Origin of the sequence: Lactiplantibacillus nangangensis, from assembly GCF_005405065.1 — a bacterium.
Taxonomy (GTDB): Bacteria; Bacillota; Bacilli; order Lactobacillales; family Lactobacillaceae; genus Lactiplantibacillus; species Lactiplantibacillus nangangensis.
This window is the reverse complement of the sequence record NZ_BJDI01000012.1, coordinates 1-17,446: the sequence shown is the minus strand read 5'-3', so window position 1 is coordinate 17,446 and position 17,446 is coordinate 1. Positions and strand designations below refer to the sequence as shown.

The window sequence follows — 17,446 nt, the reverse complement described above, 5'->3', positions numbered from 1 at the left end:
CTGACTTAGCCTCATTTTCAAACTCGGCTGTGGTTGGGCTATCCTTAGAAATCTGAACTATTTGCGTCTCAGTATTCAACACATAGCCAGCTGGTACGGAAACTTGCTTCAACTGATAGGCACCGGCTGCCAAATCTTTTTGAACAATCCGTCCGTCCTTGTCGGTGACTAACTTGCCAGCAACTTGTTTACCAGTTTCGGAATTAATCAATTTGAATTCACTACCAGCAATCAACTTGTTTGAGTGATTCTTTTCATGATTGATGATTGTCAATTGACCTTTGATTGGTACTGGTGTCACTGACTTAGCCTCATTTTCAAACTTAGCCGTAACTTGGGGATTGTCTTTGGAAATCGTCACCGTCTGTGTCTTAGTATTCAACACATATCCGGTTGGCACAGCAACTTGTTTCAACTGATAGTCGCCCGCTGGCAAATTACTTTGCACAATTTGACCATTCTTATCAGTGACTAACTTGCTGCCAACTTGTTTACCAGTTTTCTGATCAAACAAATTGAATTCACTGCCAGCAATCAACTTGGATGGTTGACCTTTCTCGTGATTAACAATCGTCAATTGACCTTTAACTGGCACAGGCGTTACCGGTTTAGCTTCATTTTCAAACTTAGCCGTAACCTTAGGCGTATTCTTTGAAATCGTAATTGTTTGCGTCTCAGTATTCAACACATATCCAGTTGGAACCGCAACTTGTTTCAGTTGATAGTCGCCCGCTGGCAAATTGCTTTGAACAATTTGTCCGTCCTTATCGGTGACTAATTTGTCACCAACTTGTTTACCAGTACTTTGATCAAGCAAGCTGAATTCACTACCCGCAATCAACTTGCTTGAGTGATTTTTCTCGTGATTGATAATGGTGAGTTGGCCCTTAATTGGTTCCGGTGTTACCGGTTTCGCTTCATTTTCAAATTTAACCGTAACATTAGGCGTATCCTTTGAAATCGTAACTGTTTGCGTCTTAGTATTCAAAACATATCCAGCAGGTACGGAAACTTGTTTCAACTGATAGTCGCCCGCTGGCAAATTGCTTTGAACGACTTGACCGTCCTTATCGGTGACTAACTTGTTGCCAACTTGTTTACCAGTACTTTGATCAATTAGCTCGAACTCACTATTCGCAATCAGTTTAGTTGGCTGATTTGTCTCATGATTGATAATTGTGAGTTGGCCCTTAATTGGTTCCGGTGTCTCTGGTTTTACGTCGTTCGTAAATTCCATTGTAACCTTAGGCGTCTCTTTCGAAATTTTAACAGCTTGCGTTTCAGTGTTCAAAACATACCCCACTGGCACTGAAACTTGATTCAGCTGATAATCGCCCACTGGTAAATTGCTTTGGACAATCTGACCATTTTTATCAGTCACTAAGTTTTCAGCAACTTGTTGACCTGTACTTTGATCAACTAATTCAAATTTGCTACCAGCAATCAACTTGCTTGGTTGACCCTTTTCATGATTGATAATAGTAAGTTGGCCTTTGACTGGTTCTGGCGTTACTGGTTTTAGGTCATTGACAAATTTCGCGGTAACGGTTGAATTTTCCTTAGAAATTTTAACCGTTTGTGAGTTAGGATTCAAAGCATAACCGTCTGGTACCGAAACTTGGTTAATCTGGTAGTCACCCGCTGGCAAATCCTTTTTAACAATTTGACCATTTTTATCAGTGACTAACTTGTCCCCAACTTGTTTGCCGGTTTGTTGATCAATCAATTCGAATTCACTACCACCAATCAGTTTAGTTGGTTGATCTGTTTCATGATTGATAATCGTGAGTTGGCCTTTGACTGGTTTTAGGTCATTGACAAATTTCGCAGTAACGGTTGAATTTTCCTTAGAAATTTTAACCGTTTGTGAGTTAGGATTCAAAATATACCCGTCTGTCACCGAAACTTGTTTTATCTGATAGTCACCCGCTGGCAAATCTTTTTTTACAATTTGACCATTGTTATCAGTGACTAACTTGTCGCCAACTTGTTTACCCGTTTGCTGATCAATCAATTCGAATTTACTACCGGCAATTAGCTTAGTTGGTTGATTTTTCTCATGGTTAATAATTGTGAGTTGGCCCTTGACTGGTTCTAGGTCGTTCGTAAACTCTGCGGTAACCTTAGGCGTATCCTTGGAAATTTTAACCGTTTGCGTTTCAGCATTTAAAAGATAGCCAGTTGGTACCGAGACTTGTTTAACTTGATAGTCACCCGCTGGCAAATCAGTTTTGACAATCTGACCATTTTTATCGGTGACTAATTTTCCACCAACTTGTTCACCAGTACTTTGATCAATCAGCTCAAACTCACTACCCTCAACTGGTTTTGATGATTGTCCCTTTTCATGATTAATAATCGTGAGTTGGCCCTTGACTGGTACCGGAATCGCCGAATTTTTCACTAACACATTACTGGTTTCACCGGCGCTAATTGTGAAATCAAATGCCTGACTATTGAGTAAATAACCATTAGGTGCGGTCTTTTGCCGAAGTCGATACTTCCCTAGCAGTAATCCGGAATGATTAAGTTGACCATTCGCCGTAATAACCAAATTATCATCCACACTAGTTTCACCAATTGCCGTTACCCGACTGAGACTGAAACGACTGCCGTTCAACGGCTGACCCGTGTCATTATCTTGATTTTTGATTAAAACGTTGCCTTGTGGACTCTCCTTGGAAACATTCGTTATCTTCACTGTCGTTGGCGTATTCGCCGTGGTACCGATGGTGAAGGCCGTTTTAGCTGCTTCGCCTTGTGGTAAAACATAGCCATCCGGTGCCACCACTTCTTCTAGATAATATTTTCCAGCTTTTAAGTCACTAATTTGGAATTTACCAGTCGCATTAGTTTCGTATAATTGCGTGCCAATGGCTTGGCCGGTACTATCCAACAGCCGGAACCTAGCGCCATACAGCGGTTTCTGACTAACACTATCGATCTTAGTTGTTTGCACGGCGTTGACTGGATAGTTCATGGTAACTTTGGCCTGGTTAACGTTGTAATAAGTGCCAGAAGCATTAATCAACTGAACTTGGTTAATGGCCTGACTCTGATCTGGCGTTTCGGCCGTCGTCATTTGTGCAGGATAGTCAAAATCAACTTCGGCTTTCGGATCAAATGGCACGTTTGAATCCAATGCCATCTTAACCATGGTCACTTTAGGATAATCAGTCGGTGCTAACTGTGATGCGGTTCGCCAAACAACCGAATTACTATAATCATCGGCCCCGTAACTTGGCTTGGCAGTCGCATAATAAACCTTAAAGGCTTTGGCATAATCAATTGGGCTGGCAGTGGTGGCCGTCTTATTCGTAATCGTCACTGGACCAGCTAATTTCACGTCGAATTTAGAGCCATTCGCGCCGGCAACTGGTAGATAGTCCACCAAACCAATATTCTTGGCAACTTCACTGTAGCCATTGTATAAATTGGTCCGATACTTGATGACATCGCCCGCATAGCCATACGCACCCAAATCAGATGAGTAGCCACCATCGCCCTTAGCCACCAAATTAGAGACTTTCAGCCCAGCAATTGGCATGTAATTTAGGGTCGTATTAGCTAGTTTAAGCCCCTTACTAGGATCTTTCGTATCTGCATATAATTGATACTTATCACCACCGGTTAGTGTGGGGGTCACAATCGAACTTGCTCCCGCGGGATTATTCAAATCATAACTACCATCATTATTGTTATAAACCACATAACCTTCAATTTGATAATTATCACCCTGCCGCAGTTGAGCAGCATCTAACGGCAAGCTAATATCATACCTTGTATACCCATTTTCACTACTATTTACCGGTAATAAATCAGCAACAATTGCTGTTCGACCACTATTATGAAAATTAGGAATGATTTGTGGCTTAGCCAATCCCTTCAACCCACTCTGGTCGGCTGCTAAGCGCATATGTTCCGGGACGATAAAGTAAACTTTGCCATTTTCTAGCTGAGTATTGGCATAATTTCCTTGCAAACTAAAGCTCCGGTTAATGGTAAAATCATGTCCGTTCACGACATTCACTTGATCATCACGGTCACCAGTACTAATCTCAGCGGGTTGACCATCGCCTTGCTTGTACTTATTCAGATAAAAGGAACTAAACCAACTTTGCGCGAAAGCATCTTTATAATAGCCTGGATACTGCGCAAAAACCTTATCTAACTGGTAATACTTAACTTTCTTGGACGGATCTTTTCGAAAAGCGTCCAAGGGTTGTTCGGACATTGTCGTAATAATGTTAAATCCGAAAGCAGCATCTTTGTTGGTCACCATGATGGGATGATCAAATTCCAATTGAAAGCCTTGATATTTTTTAGTCAGCTTAGTCGCATCCCAGGGGGTCACGCCTAAGTTGTCTTTCAATAATTCCTTACTCCCATCGGCATTAATCCCATATAAATGATTATCAGTCATACCTGGTAAACTCGGTGTATTTGCTACTTTTAAGGCAAAGCCTTGCAAGTTATTATCCTGATAAAAGTCCGTTGGTAACGTAGCCTTTAACTTGGAAACTGGCAATTCAACGCCTGCCGGAATATGCTGAAAACCACCACCCGCGATTTGACCAGCCGTTTGCACCGAATAGCGCAATTTAGTTTGCGCATTCACATCCGCTAGGTCAGCGTGGCTAAGATTAGTTTCATTGTGAACCCCATTCCCCTCCGGTACTGGATCCCAATTTTGACCACTCTTTAAGGCAAGGGCTACCGGCCAAGTATAATGCTCACTGTTAATTTGCGCCGTACTACCCTCATACCTCACCTCATAGTAAATACGCTCCTTATACTCGTCATTCACGTTAAAAGTCAGCTGACTCCCCTTAGGAACTTTCAGTGGCAAATACCGTTGCGGACGGTCGCCGGTAAACTCACTCGGTGTAAACCTCCGCGTGGCTTTCTTAGTCGTAGCATCATAGTGCCAACCATTCGGCGCATCCGCATTAAATGTTAAGACGTCTAACTTACTAAGATCCATAGTCACGTCAATGTTTCGACTGTCATTGGTCCCATAAAGATAACTGATATACATATTAGTCGTTCCATCAGATAACGTGGTGTAAGACCCGTCACCATTGGGCTTCAATTGGTTTTCTTTGTCCTGATAATTGTAGTAATAATTTAGCGCAGTATGATCCCCAGTGCTTTGAGACATACCAAAGCCCCTATCAACCAGCGGCGAAGAGTCTATATAATAACCCGTATTGGCCGTGGAAACAACCTGATCGTGCTGGTCCAAAATTTCCTCAACAATTGTGCCACGGGTCTGATCAACATTTAAGCGCATTGGCTGTACAACTGAGGGAATTTCTAAATTTTCACCCGCACTCACTTGCTTTAAAGAATACTCAATAATCCAGTCCTTAGGATCAGTCGTGATCACCGTGCCACCCTCAAGCTTATCAGCAAAGTCGTTATCAGCAGGCTTAGCTAATCCTTCAGCGGTTGGCTGATCAAAGTCACGGCGATCAAGTCGAATCCTAATCTTCCCACCATCAAACGACTCATGGGTCTGATTATTCAGTTTGGCGGTAACTTTATAGTCGCCGCTATATTCACTGATACTAAGTTTCTCTGTGGGCTTATCACTCCCCTGTTTAGTGCTGAATAGTTCAACCCCGCCGCCCACTGATGATGCGGCCGGTACGGTATCAGCGCTAAGTGCACCAATAGGTATCACCAAGACTTGCAGCATCAACAACAAAGCCATTAAAAAATGTGCTATTCTACTCTTTTTCCTCATCATAATACTCCCCTTGAATGACTAGAAATTTTAATTATTGACCTCCCTTAAATATTATCATAATAGCAGTAAAACACCAGTAGCATTTTATTTATATGATAGCCCTTTATTTACCGTTTTATCGCCAGTGTGGTGGCAACAGCTTGGCACGTCTGGTCTTAGCAGTATCTCGAAACAACGGGGTAAATGATGAAGTTATTTTTAAGTAGCCACCCGCGACCGACTGACTCTTCTGATATGGCATAAAAAATGACGCCACTTATCATAATTAAGATAGGTATAAACAAGTGCCTCTACTTGGAAAAGTCATGAGTGACCCCGTTAAAAAAATTAGTTAGCAATGTCCTGTTTAAAAAGACCGATAGTAACATCGCATCATAAGTCTGCAACCTAGCGTTACATGCAGCAACCATACCGGATTAGGCCCTATTTATAGCATTTTCCCTCCCATCACCTTGTACATTTCACTCTAGTCATCAATTGCTATTCTCAAAATTTTTCCACAAAAAAAGCGCTCGCCCAAATGGACGAGTGCTCTTTTTTGGATTCAGAAAATGTTGATGTAGCAACGCTTTTTCTAAAAATATTAACGCTTTGAGAATTGTGAAGCTTTCCGGGCTTTCTTCAAACCTGGCTTCTTACGTTCCTTCATACGAGCGTCACGAGTCAAAAGACCTGCGCGCTTCAAAGGACCGCGGAAATCTGGGTCAACTTCAAGCAATGCCCGAGCGATACCATGACGAGTTGCGCCGGCTTGGCCGTGGAACCCACCACCGATAACGTTAACTAAAACATCATATTGATCAGTTGTTTCAGTTACTTCGAATGGTTGTAACAATTCCTTGCGAATATCTGCAAATGGAATGTAATCATCAACTGATTTGTCATTCATAACAATCTTACCAGAACCTGGTACTAAACGTACGCGGGCGACTGAATCTTTACGACGGCCTGTGCCGCGATATTGTACTTGAGCCAATGTAGTTTCCTCCTTAGATTAAGTTAGTGATGTCCAAAACTTCAGGCTTTTGTGCTTGTTGCGTATGTTCTGCACCAGCATAAACATGCAACTTCAAGCCCATTTTATGACCTAAAGAGTTGTGAGGAAGCATACCCTTAACTGAAGTTTCAATTAATTTTTCAGGTTCCTTTTCACGGAAGTCACCAGCAGTCCGTTCCTTTAGACCACCAGCATAGGCAGTATGGTGATAATAAATCTTCCGTTCTGCCTTCTTACCAGTTAAAGCAATCTTACTTGCATTAATTACAATTACGTTGTCACCAGTATCCACATTAGGTGTGAATGTTGGTTTGTTCTTACCACGCAAGATTGATGCAACGACAGTTGATAAACGACCTAAAGGTAGATCAGTTGCATCAACTACATACCATTTACGATCAATTTCACCTGGTTTAGCCATATATGTTGTACGCACGTTGTGTTCCTCCATTTTCTGTTTTGCTTGACACTCAATAAGATTTCCGGGGCTTATCGTGGGGCAAACAATACCAACGATTAGTTTACCTAATTTAGCCCTAGAAGTCAATAAGTATTTAAGTCCGACTGTAACTCAGCTTGGTCATAATAAACCTTTTTCATATAGAGTCCCGATGCCGGTGCCGTTCCGCGTGCTTGCTCGCGATTTTTAGCCGCCAGTAACCCTGGAATGCAGTCGACTTCACGACGACCTTGCCCAATTTCCATGAGCACTGCCACCATGATTCGGACCTGATTATACAAAAAGCCACTCCCGCAAAATTCAAACTGAATTTCACCATCCGGCAGTGCCCACGCTTTCGCGGAATAAATCTCACGAACGTGGTCATGTGCCTGTGACCCGGAAGCCACAAAGGTAGTGAAATCATGCTTACCAATCAAGTCAGGAATTGCTTGCTGAATACGTTTAATATCGGCAGTAAATTTAAAATGTCCCGTGTAATGCCGTTTGAACGGATCCACGAACTCATTTTGATACGCCCGGTACCAATAACGCTTACCCACTGTATCATATCGGGCATGAAAATCAAGTGGCACGCGCTCGACTTTTTTCACCAATAAGTCGGTCGGCAACAAGCTATTGAGCCCACGGCGGACCCCTTCCGGCTTAATTTCAGTGGGCAAATCAAAGTGCACGACTTGACCAAAAGCATGGACGCCGGCATCCGTACGCCCCGCACCATAAACCACAATGGGTTCGGCTGGATCTTTGGCCATCTTATTCACGGCCTTAGTCAAGGCTTGTTCCACTGTCCGCTGATGCGGTTGACGTTGAAAGCCGGCAAAATTAGTACCGTCATACGCCAGGGTAATTTTATATCTCGTGACCACTTTTATCCTCCATTGACCTAAAAAGGCGGCAAAATTGCCCGCCTTCAATACTTATGCCCGTAACACAATCAATACGATCGTTAAAGCGGCAAAACTAACTGTCGCCCAACTGTCACGCGCCTGCCATTTTAAAATTCGAAACTTGCTACGACCCTCGCCGCCCTGATAGCCACGAGCTTCCATCGCCGTTGCTAAATCTTCAGCGCGGTTAAAGGAACTCACAAATAACGGAATTAGTAATGGCACAATTGCCCGCATTTGTTGGAAAATATTGCCTTCACCAAAGTCGACACCTCGGGCCCGTTGTGCGTTCATAATTTTTTCCGTTTCATCCATTAACGTTGGGACAAAACGTAGCGCAATCGACAACATCAAGGCAACTTCGTAAACGGGAAAATGAACCACTTTTAATGGCATCAAAATATATTCGATGGCATCTGATAATTCCAATGGCGGCGTCGTTAGGGTTAACAACGTCGACATGAAAATAATCAACACAAAGCGGCAAAAGATATAGATCCCGTTGACCAACCCAAGCTGACTAATGGTAATAATTCCCCATTTAAAATAAACGTGACCGCCACTGGCACTAAAAAGCACCTGTAAAATCACGGTAAACAAGATCAACCAGATCAGCGGTTTCACCCCGTTGATGAAGAAGGACCATTTGACACCAGATAACTTAATCGCTAGTAACGTAAAGACAAATAAAATCACATAAGTGGGCCAATTATTCGCAATGAATATAATACCGATAAAATAAAAGCTTAATAATAGCTTCGCCCGCGGATCCATATGGTGAATCACGGAATTGCCAGGAATATAGCGCCCAAAAATCAATTTAGTCATCATTGGCTTGGGCACCTCCAAACGCGCTTGCTGGCAATTGCTGAACTAAATCGGCCGCCAACTCGTCTTCGGTTAAGGGCATTGGGTCAAAAGTCAGTCCTTTAGCCATTAACTGTTGCGCAAACGCTGTGGTTTTCGGTAAGCCGAGTTGATGGTCTACCAGCCACTGCGGATCTTTAAAAATCTCACGCGGTGCGCCCGTCTTAACAACACGGCCTTGATCCATCACAATGACATGATCCGCATAGTTGGCCACATCATCCATCTGATGAGTGACTAAAACGACCGTCAAGTTTTGTTCATGTCGCAATTTGGCGAACATTTCCATCATTTCTAAGCGGCCTTGCGGATCGAGTCCAGCAGTCGGCTCATCCAAGACTAGCACTTTCGGCTGCATCGCTAAAACACCTGCAATGGCAACGCGCCGCATCTGACCACCGGACAAGTCAAATGGTGACCGGCCCAGCAGATTCGCGTCTAACCCGACTAACGTCAACATTTTAGCTGCCGTTTTTAGGGCATCCGCTTCACTAGCGCCGAAGTTTTGCGGGCCAAAGGCGATATCTTTAGCGACCGTTTCTTCAAATAACTGACTTTCTGGAAACTGGAAGACGATCCCGACGTGTTGTCGCAATGATTTCAAATCTTTATTGCTCGTGGTTGGTGTAATGACCCGATCACCAATCGTGACCGTCCCACTAGTCGGCTTTAATAAGGCGTCTAAATGTTGTAGTAACGTCGACTTCCCGCTACCAGTATGCCCAATCAATGCCGTATAGGAACCATCTGGAATCGTTAAATTAATATCGGTTAACGCCTTCGTTTCGAAAGGGGTGCCCGGTTGGTAAGTAAAATCTACTTGTTTGAACTCAATTGCCATAACCAGTCTGCCATCCCTTTCTCCGTTAAATAGTCAGTTGGTACTTGAACCCCTTGCCGTTTTAAAGCAGCTTTCAACCGTTCAGCATACGGCATATCCAAGCCCATTTTAATCAAGGCTGGCCCGTGCTTGAAAATTTCGGCAGGCTTACCTTCTTCGACCAAGCGACCGTCATTCACGACAAGGACCCGATTAGCACTCGCAGCCTCATCAATATCATGGGTAATCGATAACACCGTCAAATCTGACTGAGCCTTCATCTGTTGGATCGTTTTGAGCACGTCATAACGCCCTTGGGGGTCCAGCATCGAGGTGGCTTCATCCAAAATCAGGATGCGTGGTCGTGCCGCAATCATCCCAGCCAAGGCGACCCGTTGCTTTTGCCCCCCAGATAGCCGTGCCGGTTCACGCGTCGCAAACTGATCCATATTGACTTGTGCTAAGGCGTCATGAACCCGCGTTAACATCTCGTCGCGTGGCACGCCTTGATTTTCCAAGCTAAAAGCAACATCGTCTTCTACTGTGGCACCAACAAATTGATTATCAGGGTTTTGAAAGACCATCCCAATTTTTTTGCGAATATCCCAAACCGTTTTTTCGGTCAACACTTGGCCATCAACTGTCACCGTACCGGAAACGGGGGCCAATAACCCATTGATATTTTTCGCTAAAGTGGATTTACCGGAGCCATTATGGCCAACGATGGCGACCCATTCGCCATCCGCCACTGAAAACGAAATATCTTTTAACGTCAAGTCATCCGCCGACTGTTGCGGGTAACGATAATTTAAATGTGCAACGTCAATAATCTGACTCACCGTCGTCCCTCATTTCCATAATTTTATGGTTCTTATCATATCACATTCGACCTGTCAGGTAACGGTTCTAGGCCGCTAACCGCGACAGGCACACCAGCTCGGCCGTCAACTCAACTTAACATTGATTTTGACTAGCCAAACCAGATCAATCTACTTCAAATCACTCACAGGACCGTACTTGTACCCCGTGTCACTAAAGAGTGAGAACTTCTTCTTCAAGTTATTGGAAACGTAAACTTTTTTATCTTTGGTAATAAAGACGGCGCCAACACCTTCGTCGGCTTTCGCGTTGATATACTTCATCCCGTCTTTCAACCCTTTATCAAAGGTCGCGGTAGACAACCCATCGCCATCCGTCGACTTCTTTGAAATAATTGAAACACCCATCAAGTTATTCTGGAAAGGTGCCCCTGTCTTAGGATCCATTAAATGGCTATAGACCTTACCATTCTTTCTGAGGAAACGTTCATAGATCCCAGAAGTGACAATCGACATGTTCTTAGCGGGTAGTGACCCGATGGAGGTCCCTCGTGATTGTTTTGGATCTTGAATACCGACTGTCCAATTACCAGACTTAGTTCCCTTAGGACTATCGCCCATCACATAAATATTCCCACCTAAATCAATAATCGCTGTGGAAACACCGTGATCGAGGAAATAATTACGAACTTGGTCAGTCATATAGCCTTTGGCAATTCCACCTAAGTCCAACTTCATGCCCTTTTTTTCCAAATAAACGGAACGTTTTTTATCATTTAATTTAACTTTAGTATAGTCAACTAACTTCACATTCGTGTTAATTTCAGACTGGCTTGGTACTCGGGCATCCGAGAAACCAATCCGCCAGAGCTGGGTGATGGACCCAATCGCCATATCAAAAGACTCATCGGAATTCTTACTATAGTAGTAAGCCTTCTTCAAAATAGGATAAACATCTTTGCTGACGACGACTGGATGCTTGCCGGCCGCGTCATTGACCTTATCGATTTCGGAGCCCTTTGCGTTAGTCGTAACTTCTTTGGCTTCTTTTTTCAGGAGTTTAAACGCCCCATCGACAGCCTTATCCTGACCTTTATTATAAACTCGCAAAGTGACGACGGTTCCCATCATAAATTGGGTATCTTCGATGGGTGTCTGAATCACTTTAGTCGGTTTAGGCCGACTACTGGCTTGCTTAGTCGACTTATTTTGACCGCACGCGGTCAGTGGCACCACTAATGCCATAATCAATCCTAGCTGAATCCATTTTCTCAGTTTCATAACGTGACTTCCCCTTAAATATTTTCAATCGTAATTATACCAAAGTTTACCACCATTGACTGTCATTTTCCGTCAACCAGGCTGTTTCAACCGAAAACAAAAGGCCCGAGACAGATACGCCTCAGGCCTCAAAAACAATTACTTATAAATTAGTGACTAGTCAGAGAAGACCATGTTATCAACCGTGATAGTCTTGGTGTTGCCGTTTTGAGCAGCATTTTGAAGTTGTTCAGCGTACAAAACGAAGGTGTTGGATGATTCAGTGGCACCAGTAACAACGTCAACCTTAGTTGGGTCACTGTTCTTAACCAATGACTTGTTCAAAGCTGGTTCGTAAGTCTTAGGATCAGTCTTTGAGATCTTCTTCATTTGTTTGTTGTAAGCAGCGTCGTCAACTTTGGACTTACCGTCTTTGTTAACTTGGTCATACTTAGATTCAGTGATCTTGTTGTCCTTAACCGTGATGGCAAACGTTACCTTGTAACCATGTGAGTAGTTCTTTTCGTTCAAGGTATAAGTACCGTCTTTCATCTTAGCGCCATTGTTAACTTTGATGGTGCTAGTGTTCCCAGCTTGTGCAGCTTGTACCAATTGTTGTGCATAGTTTTGGAAAGTCTTGGATGATTCAGTGGCACCGGAAACAACGTCGATTGTGCCAACGTTACCAGTAGCAGCCGCGCCTTCTAAGGCCTTGTTCAACTTAGGTTCGTAAGTCTTAGGATTCGTCTTTGAAACTTTCTTCATTTGCTTGTTGTAAGCAGCATCGTCAACCTTGGACTTGCCGTCCTTGTTGATTTGGTCATAGTTTGACTTGGTGATTTTGCCCTTACTATTAACCGTGATGCTAAATTGAGTCTTATAACCATGTGAATAATTTTCTTCAGCAAGTTTATAAGTCCCAGCCTTCATCTTGCTCCCAGCAGTCAACTTAGCGGTTTTAACCACTTTGCTTGACTTAGCTGAAGATGATGATGAACTCTTCTTGGAAGATGATGAACTTGAACTTGATGAGCTGCTCCCACAACCTGCTAATGCTAATGCTGAAATGGCAACAACTGAGGCACCTGTAATAACTGACTTAAACTTCATATTTCCCACTCCTAACCTTTTTGTATGAAAATTCACATTAATCTTAACGTTAATTCCCAAGTTAGTCAATCGTATTTATAAAAATATTAGTATTAAATGCTATGGCTATACCATTGGTTACGCTTCACTATTCATTTATTATAACGCAAAAATTCCGCATGGGTATAATGTGATTTATTATGCATTCTAATCAATAATTCATAGACAAACGTTTACATTACTTATATAATTGTAAGTGGAATTATTATTTTTTACATTATTTATTCAAGGGAGTTGTTACGCAATGGCAAAGAAAAATATTGTCGTTGTCGGCGCGGGTTTTGCCGGTGTCTACGCAACAAAGAAATTGGCTAAGCATTTCAAGAAAAATGCGGACGTCGAAATCACGTTGATCGACCGGCATTCATACTTCACGTATATGACCGAATTACATGAAGTTGCGACTGAACGGGTTGAACCAGAGCATATCCAATACGATTTGCAACGGCTTTTCTCTCGCCGCAAGAACGTCCGCCTCGTCACTGATACAGTCACGGGAGTCGACAAAGACAAACAAACCGTCACGACTGAACATGGCAGTTACCAATATGATCAACTGTTAATTAGTTTAGGTGGCGAATCCAATGACTTCGGGACTCCCGGAGTTAAGGAACATGGCTACGAATTGTGGTCATTCGAACAAGCCATGAGCTTACGGGCTCATTTAGCTGATATCATCCGTCGCGGGGCGGCTGAACTTGATCCAGCTAAACGTAAGGCCATGTTAACGCTGACAGTTTGTGGTTCTGGTTTTACCGGTTCCGAATTAGTCGGTGAATTAATTGAATATCGGGATGTGTTAGCTAAGGACAACAAGCTTGATCCTAGCGAAATCACCATTCAATTAGTTGAAGCTGCACCAACGATCATCAACATGTTAAATCGGACGCAAGCTGGTAAAGCTGCCAAGTACATGACAAAACATGGCGTTGATATTATGACCAACTCCATGATCACTGAAGTCTTTGAAGATCACGTTACCTTGAAAGACAAGGAACCAATCCCAACTTATACCTTAATTTGGACCGCTGGGGTTCGTGCTAACAGTGTTGTTAAGAACTTTGGCATGGAAACCAACCCTCGTGGTGGGCGTTTGATTGCTAACGAGTTCATGGAAGCTAAAGATGCTAAAAACGTCTTCTTAGCTGGGGACTCAACGAGTTATCAAGAACCTGATCAACCACGGCCAGTCCCACAAATCGTTCAAGGTGCCGAAGAAACAGCCGCAACTGCTGTTCAAGGAATCATCAAGAACATCGATCATACTGATAAAGAAATCAAGCCATTCCATGGGGCTTATCAAGCTTCCGTAGATTCAATTGGTTCCAAGTATGCCGTTGCACAAGTGTTGGATAACTGGAATGTTTCTGGTTTCATCGCGGTCTTATTGAAACACGCAATCAACTGGCTCTACTATGTTCAGATTTTCTCTGGCTATTATTTGTTCCAGTACTTCATGCACGAATTCTTCCGGACACGCAACCGTCGTAACGTCTTCCGTGGTTGGACATCACGGATGGGTAATGTCTTGTGGAGTGTGCCACTACGGTTCTTCTACGGTGCAATGTGGCTGTGGGATTGCTGGACCAAGGTTCAAGGTAAGGAATCATGGTTTGTTGACAAACTACGATTGACTTCCTTCTCTTGGTTGCAAGTTTCTGCAACAAGTGGTGCCAGTGAATCAACCACCAAGGCTGCTAAAGGGATCTTTAGTTTGTCTTACATGTACGGTAAAGATCCACTGTTAGTCTTTGACAAGATGCCTGCCTGGTTTGAATCTGTCACTAAAGTCTTCATTCCAAACATGCAAATGGCCTTCTTCTTCCAGAAGTTAATGACCTGTGTTGAAATCGCCGTTGCCTTATGTATCTTCTTTGGCCTCTTCACTTGGTTAGCAAATGCAATTACCATCGGTTTGGTCGTTGTCTTCTGCTTGTCAGGGATGTTCTACTGGGTCAACTTGTGGATGATCTTTGCAGCCTTAGCTTTGATGAACGGTTCCGGCCGGACATTTGGTTTAGACTACTGGGTTGTTCCGTGGATGCAGAAGCACCTTGGGCACTGGTGGTATGGGAACGTCAGCTCACATTACGATGCTGTCAAAACCCGCTAGATGCGTTATAATTAATTAAATAGTTTCCCGATGGTTCAAGGGTAGCTTTTACCTTGAACCATTTTTTATTCAATCTAAAAGGAGGCTCGGCAATGCAACGATTACGTTCAACATGGCACGTGCTCAAACGCTACGGTGATATGATCCGGCCATTCGACATTGTCATCATTGTCGGGTTGCTAATTTTATCCTTTGCACCCTTAACAATTTTTTCCTATCAACAGCGGCAACAGGCCGTGCGTGAAGCCCAGATTGCTAAAAAGACGGCCAAAAAACGTCAACACACCTTTACTGCCGTCGTTTCACATGATGGCAAGGTGCTCAAGCGCGTGAACTTGACCAATTTGACCAAGACGACACACTACACCTATCGTGATTCCCACGGCCATTACAACCGGGTCACTTTTAAACCCAAGCGCGTCGCTATCACAGATGCTAACTGTTCCGACCAAGTCTGTGTCCGCCGGGGCTGGATCAAAAAGCCCGGTCAAACGATTGTTTGTTTGCCACATAAACTCTTGATCGAAATTAAGTCCAGTACTGGCCACGTCCAATCAGGCGGTAATGGCCTAGTTACGGAGTAAAAACTAGTGAATAATTCGTATGAACAATCTAATAAAACTCATCGTAATATTTATATTTCCCTATTGGTCGCCCAAGGAGTCATTATTGGCATTCTGGAACGGATGATTCCCTTCCCCTTCGCCTTTGCTCCTGGCGCCAAATTAGGCCTAGCTAACTTAATTACGATCGTCGCGATTTTTACGCTCTCTTTTCGTGATGTTATTACCCTCACCTGGTTACGGCTCATTCTGACCGCCTTGCTTGGCGGGACGCTCTCCACGTTCTTATATAGTTTTGGCGGCGCCTTTCTGAGTTTGTTCTCGATGATGTTAGTCAAGCAACTGGGTCCCAAGCGCGTCAGCTTGATCGGCATCTCGGCAACCGGTGGCGTCATGCACAACGTTGGCCAATTACTCGTCGCTAGCTTGATTGCCCAAACCTGGACCGTCATGCTTTATTTGCCAGTCCTATCTATTATTGGACTAGCGGCCGGTGGCGCCCTAGGAATCGCCGCAAATTATTTATTTACGCATGTTACGATTTTAAAATACCTTCGCTTTAATCATGAAAAAGCCAGAAAGGAGTAACGCGAACCATGCAAGCAACGCAATTACATCCATTATGGCGTGATTACCCGGCCCTACAGCCGGAACTCAAACAAGTCATGCAATTGATGAACGACAATATTAATATTGCGGACACCGCCATTACTGAAGCCATTTTGGAAATGATTCATAGTGGTGGTAAGCTGTTGCGCCCCGCTTACTGTTTACTGTTTTCGCAATTCAAAGACACTGATCGGCAACGCATGATTGCCCTAGCAGCTTCCCTCGAGACGTTGCACACCGCCACTTTGATTCATGATGATATCATTGACGATGCCACGATGCGCCGCCATACGACCAGTATTCAGGCGCAATTCGGAAAAGATGTCGCGGTATACGCTGGTGACTACTTGTTTGTCGTCGTCTTCAAAATTCTCTCCCATTATTCCAGCAGTTTTAAGAGTATCCAGCTGAATTCTGCCAAGATGGAAAAGATTTTAGTCGGCGAGGTCCAACAAAAAGATCGCCACTATCATATCGACATCACGATGCCGCAATATCAGGAACAGATTCAAGGCAAGACTGCGGAATTATTCGCACTGAGCTGCTTTTTAGGCGCTTTTGAATCCGGTGCAGGACAACTATTGTCAGCTAGAGCCCAAAAGGCTGGGATGGCCATTGGGATGGCTTTTCAGATTCTTGATGACATTTTGGATTATCAAGAGACGAGTCATGAGATTGGCAAACCAATCCTAGAAGACGTCGTTGAAGGCGTTTATACTTCCCCACTGATTTTTGCCCTTCAAACTGATGCACGCAAGGAGCTACTGCCTTTGTTACGTCAGCAAGGTAACATTAGTCAAGGCGACCTAGAACGCGTTCAGCAGCTTGTCATTGACGCTGGTGGGGTTACTCAGGCCCAAGCATTAGCAACGAAGTACACGAATGATGCTTTGAAGCAATTACGCAAGTTACCGGATATTCCGGCTCGCGCGGATTTGATCCGTCTCACGCAACAATTGCTAACACGGCATAATTAACTGCAATTTGGCGCAACGAGTTAACTTATCGTTGCGCTTTTTGCTTACCCTAAAACGGCTGCTCACAATTAACGGAGCGTTACACCACTCGCAAGTAAGCAGTAAATAAGATGACGTATTGAAACGCCCCCTCTGGTCACGTATTCTGTGACTAAAGGGGGCGTCAATTTA

13 protein-coding genes are annotated in these 17,446 nt (G+C 43.7%); 4 read left to right on the top strand and 9 right to left on the bottom strand.

Features of this window, described 5'->3' with window-relative positions; translation table 11 throughout:
• The 9 genes from FFM70_RS10555 to pplA all read right to left on the bottom strand — a co-directional run.
• On the bottom strand, positions 1 to 5,749 hold a 5,749-nt coding region (locus FFM70_RS10555; protein WP_137616818.1), incomplete at its 3' end, for a SpaA isopeptide-forming pilin-related protein.
• Between the two features lie 586 nt (positions 5,750 to 6,335).
• Positions 6,336 to 6,728 (bottom strand): 30S ribosomal protein S9, encoded by a 393-nt coding sequence (gene rpsI, locus FFM70_RS10550; RefSeq protein WP_137606019.1) that lies wholly within the window; start codon positions 6,726 to 6,728, stop codon positions 6,336 to 6,338.
• Positions 6,729 to 6,741: 13 nt separating this feature from the next.
• Positions 6,742 to 7,185 carry a 50S ribosomal protein L13 gene (gene rplM, locus FFM70_RS10545; protein ID WP_137606020.1) on the bottom strand — a complete coding sequence of 148 codons (444 nt, stop codon included), beginning with the start codon at positions 7,183 to 7,185 and terminating at the stop codon, positions 6,742 to 6,744.
• Between the two features lie 107 nt (positions 7,186 to 7,292).
• Entirely contained in the window at positions 7,293 to 8,078 is a 786-nt protein-coding gene (gene truA, locus FFM70_RS10540; protein ID WP_137616817.1) for a tRNA pseudouridine(38-40) synthase TruA, read from the bottom strand.
• Positions 8,079 to 8,129: 51 nt separating this feature from the next.
• Positions 8,130 to 8,930: an energy-coupling factor transporter transmembrane component T family protein gene (locus tag FFM70_RS10535; protein WP_137616816.1), complete on the bottom strand. Its 801-nt coding sequence runs from the start codon at positions 8,928 to 8,930 to the stop codon at positions 8,130 to 8,132.
• Positions 8,920 to 9,807 carry an energy-coupling factor ABC transporter ATP-binding protein gene (locus tag FFM70_RS10530; protein ID WP_137616815.1) on the bottom strand — a complete coding sequence of 296 codons (888 nt, stop codon included), beginning with the start codon at positions 9,805 to 9,807 and terminating at the stop codon, positions 8,920 to 8,922. The genes FFM70_RS10535 and FFM70_RS10530 overlap by 11 nt, the downstream gene beginning before the upstream one ends.
• The gene (locus FFM70_RS10525; protein WP_137616814.1) at positions 9,783 to 10,625 is read right to left on the bottom strand and encodes an energy-coupling factor ABC transporter ATP-binding protein; all 843 of its coding nucleotides are present in this window, start codon (positions 10,623 to 10,625) and stop codon (positions 9,783 to 9,785) included. The genes FFM70_RS10530 and FFM70_RS10525 overlap by 25 nt, the downstream gene beginning before the upstream one ends.
• A gap of 150 nt (positions 10,626 to 10,775) precedes the next feature.
• The gene (locus FFM70_RS10520; RefSeq protein ID WP_137616813.1) at positions 10,776 to 11,885 is read right to left on the bottom strand and encodes an FAD:protein FMN transferase; all 1,110 of its coding nucleotides are present in this window, start codon (positions 11,883 to 11,885) and stop codon (positions 10,776 to 10,778) included.
• Between the two features lie 156 nt (positions 11,886 to 12,041).
• On the bottom strand, positions 12,042 to 12,974 hold the full coding sequence (gene pplA / locus FFM70_RS10515; protein ID WP_137616812.1) for an extracellular electron transfer flavoprotein PplA: 933 nt from the start codon (positions 12,972 to 12,974) through the stop codon (positions 12,042 to 12,044).
• A gap of 283 nt (positions 12,975 to 13,257) precedes the next feature.
• Here pplA and FFM70_RS10510 point away from each other — a divergent pair, with 283 nt between their 5' ends.
• The 4 genes from FFM70_RS10510 (at position 13,258) to FFM70_RS10495 (ending at position 17,275) form a co-directional block, all read left to right on the top strand.
• Positions 13,258 to 15,126: an NAD(P)/FAD-dependent oxidoreductase gene (locus FFM70_RS10510; protein WP_137616811.1), complete on the top strand. Its 1,869-nt coding sequence runs from the start codon at positions 13,258 to 13,260 to the stop codon at positions 15,124 to 15,126.
• A 92-nt stretch (positions 15,127 to 15,218) separates the two neighbouring features.
• Positions 15,219 to 15,710: a NusG domain II-containing protein gene (locus FFM70_RS10505; protein WP_137616810.1), complete on the top strand. Its 492-nt coding sequence runs from the start codon at positions 15,219 to 15,221 to the stop codon at positions 15,708 to 15,710.
• A gap of 6 nt (positions 15,711 to 15,716) precedes the next feature.
• Positions 15,717 to 16,277: a Gx transporter family protein gene (locus tag FFM70_RS10500; protein ID WP_137616809.1), complete on the top strand. Its 561-nt coding sequence runs from the start codon at positions 15,717 to 15,719 to the stop codon at positions 16,275 to 16,277.
• 8 nt (positions 16,278 to 16,285) lie between these two features.
• Positions 16,286 to 17,275, top strand: a complete 990-nt coding sequence (locus FFM70_RS10495) for a polyprenyl synthetase family protein (protein WP_137616808.1) — start codon at positions 16,286 to 16,288, stop codon at positions 17,273 to 17,275.
• The last annotated feature ends 171 nt before the right edge of the window (positions 17,276 to 17,446 follow it).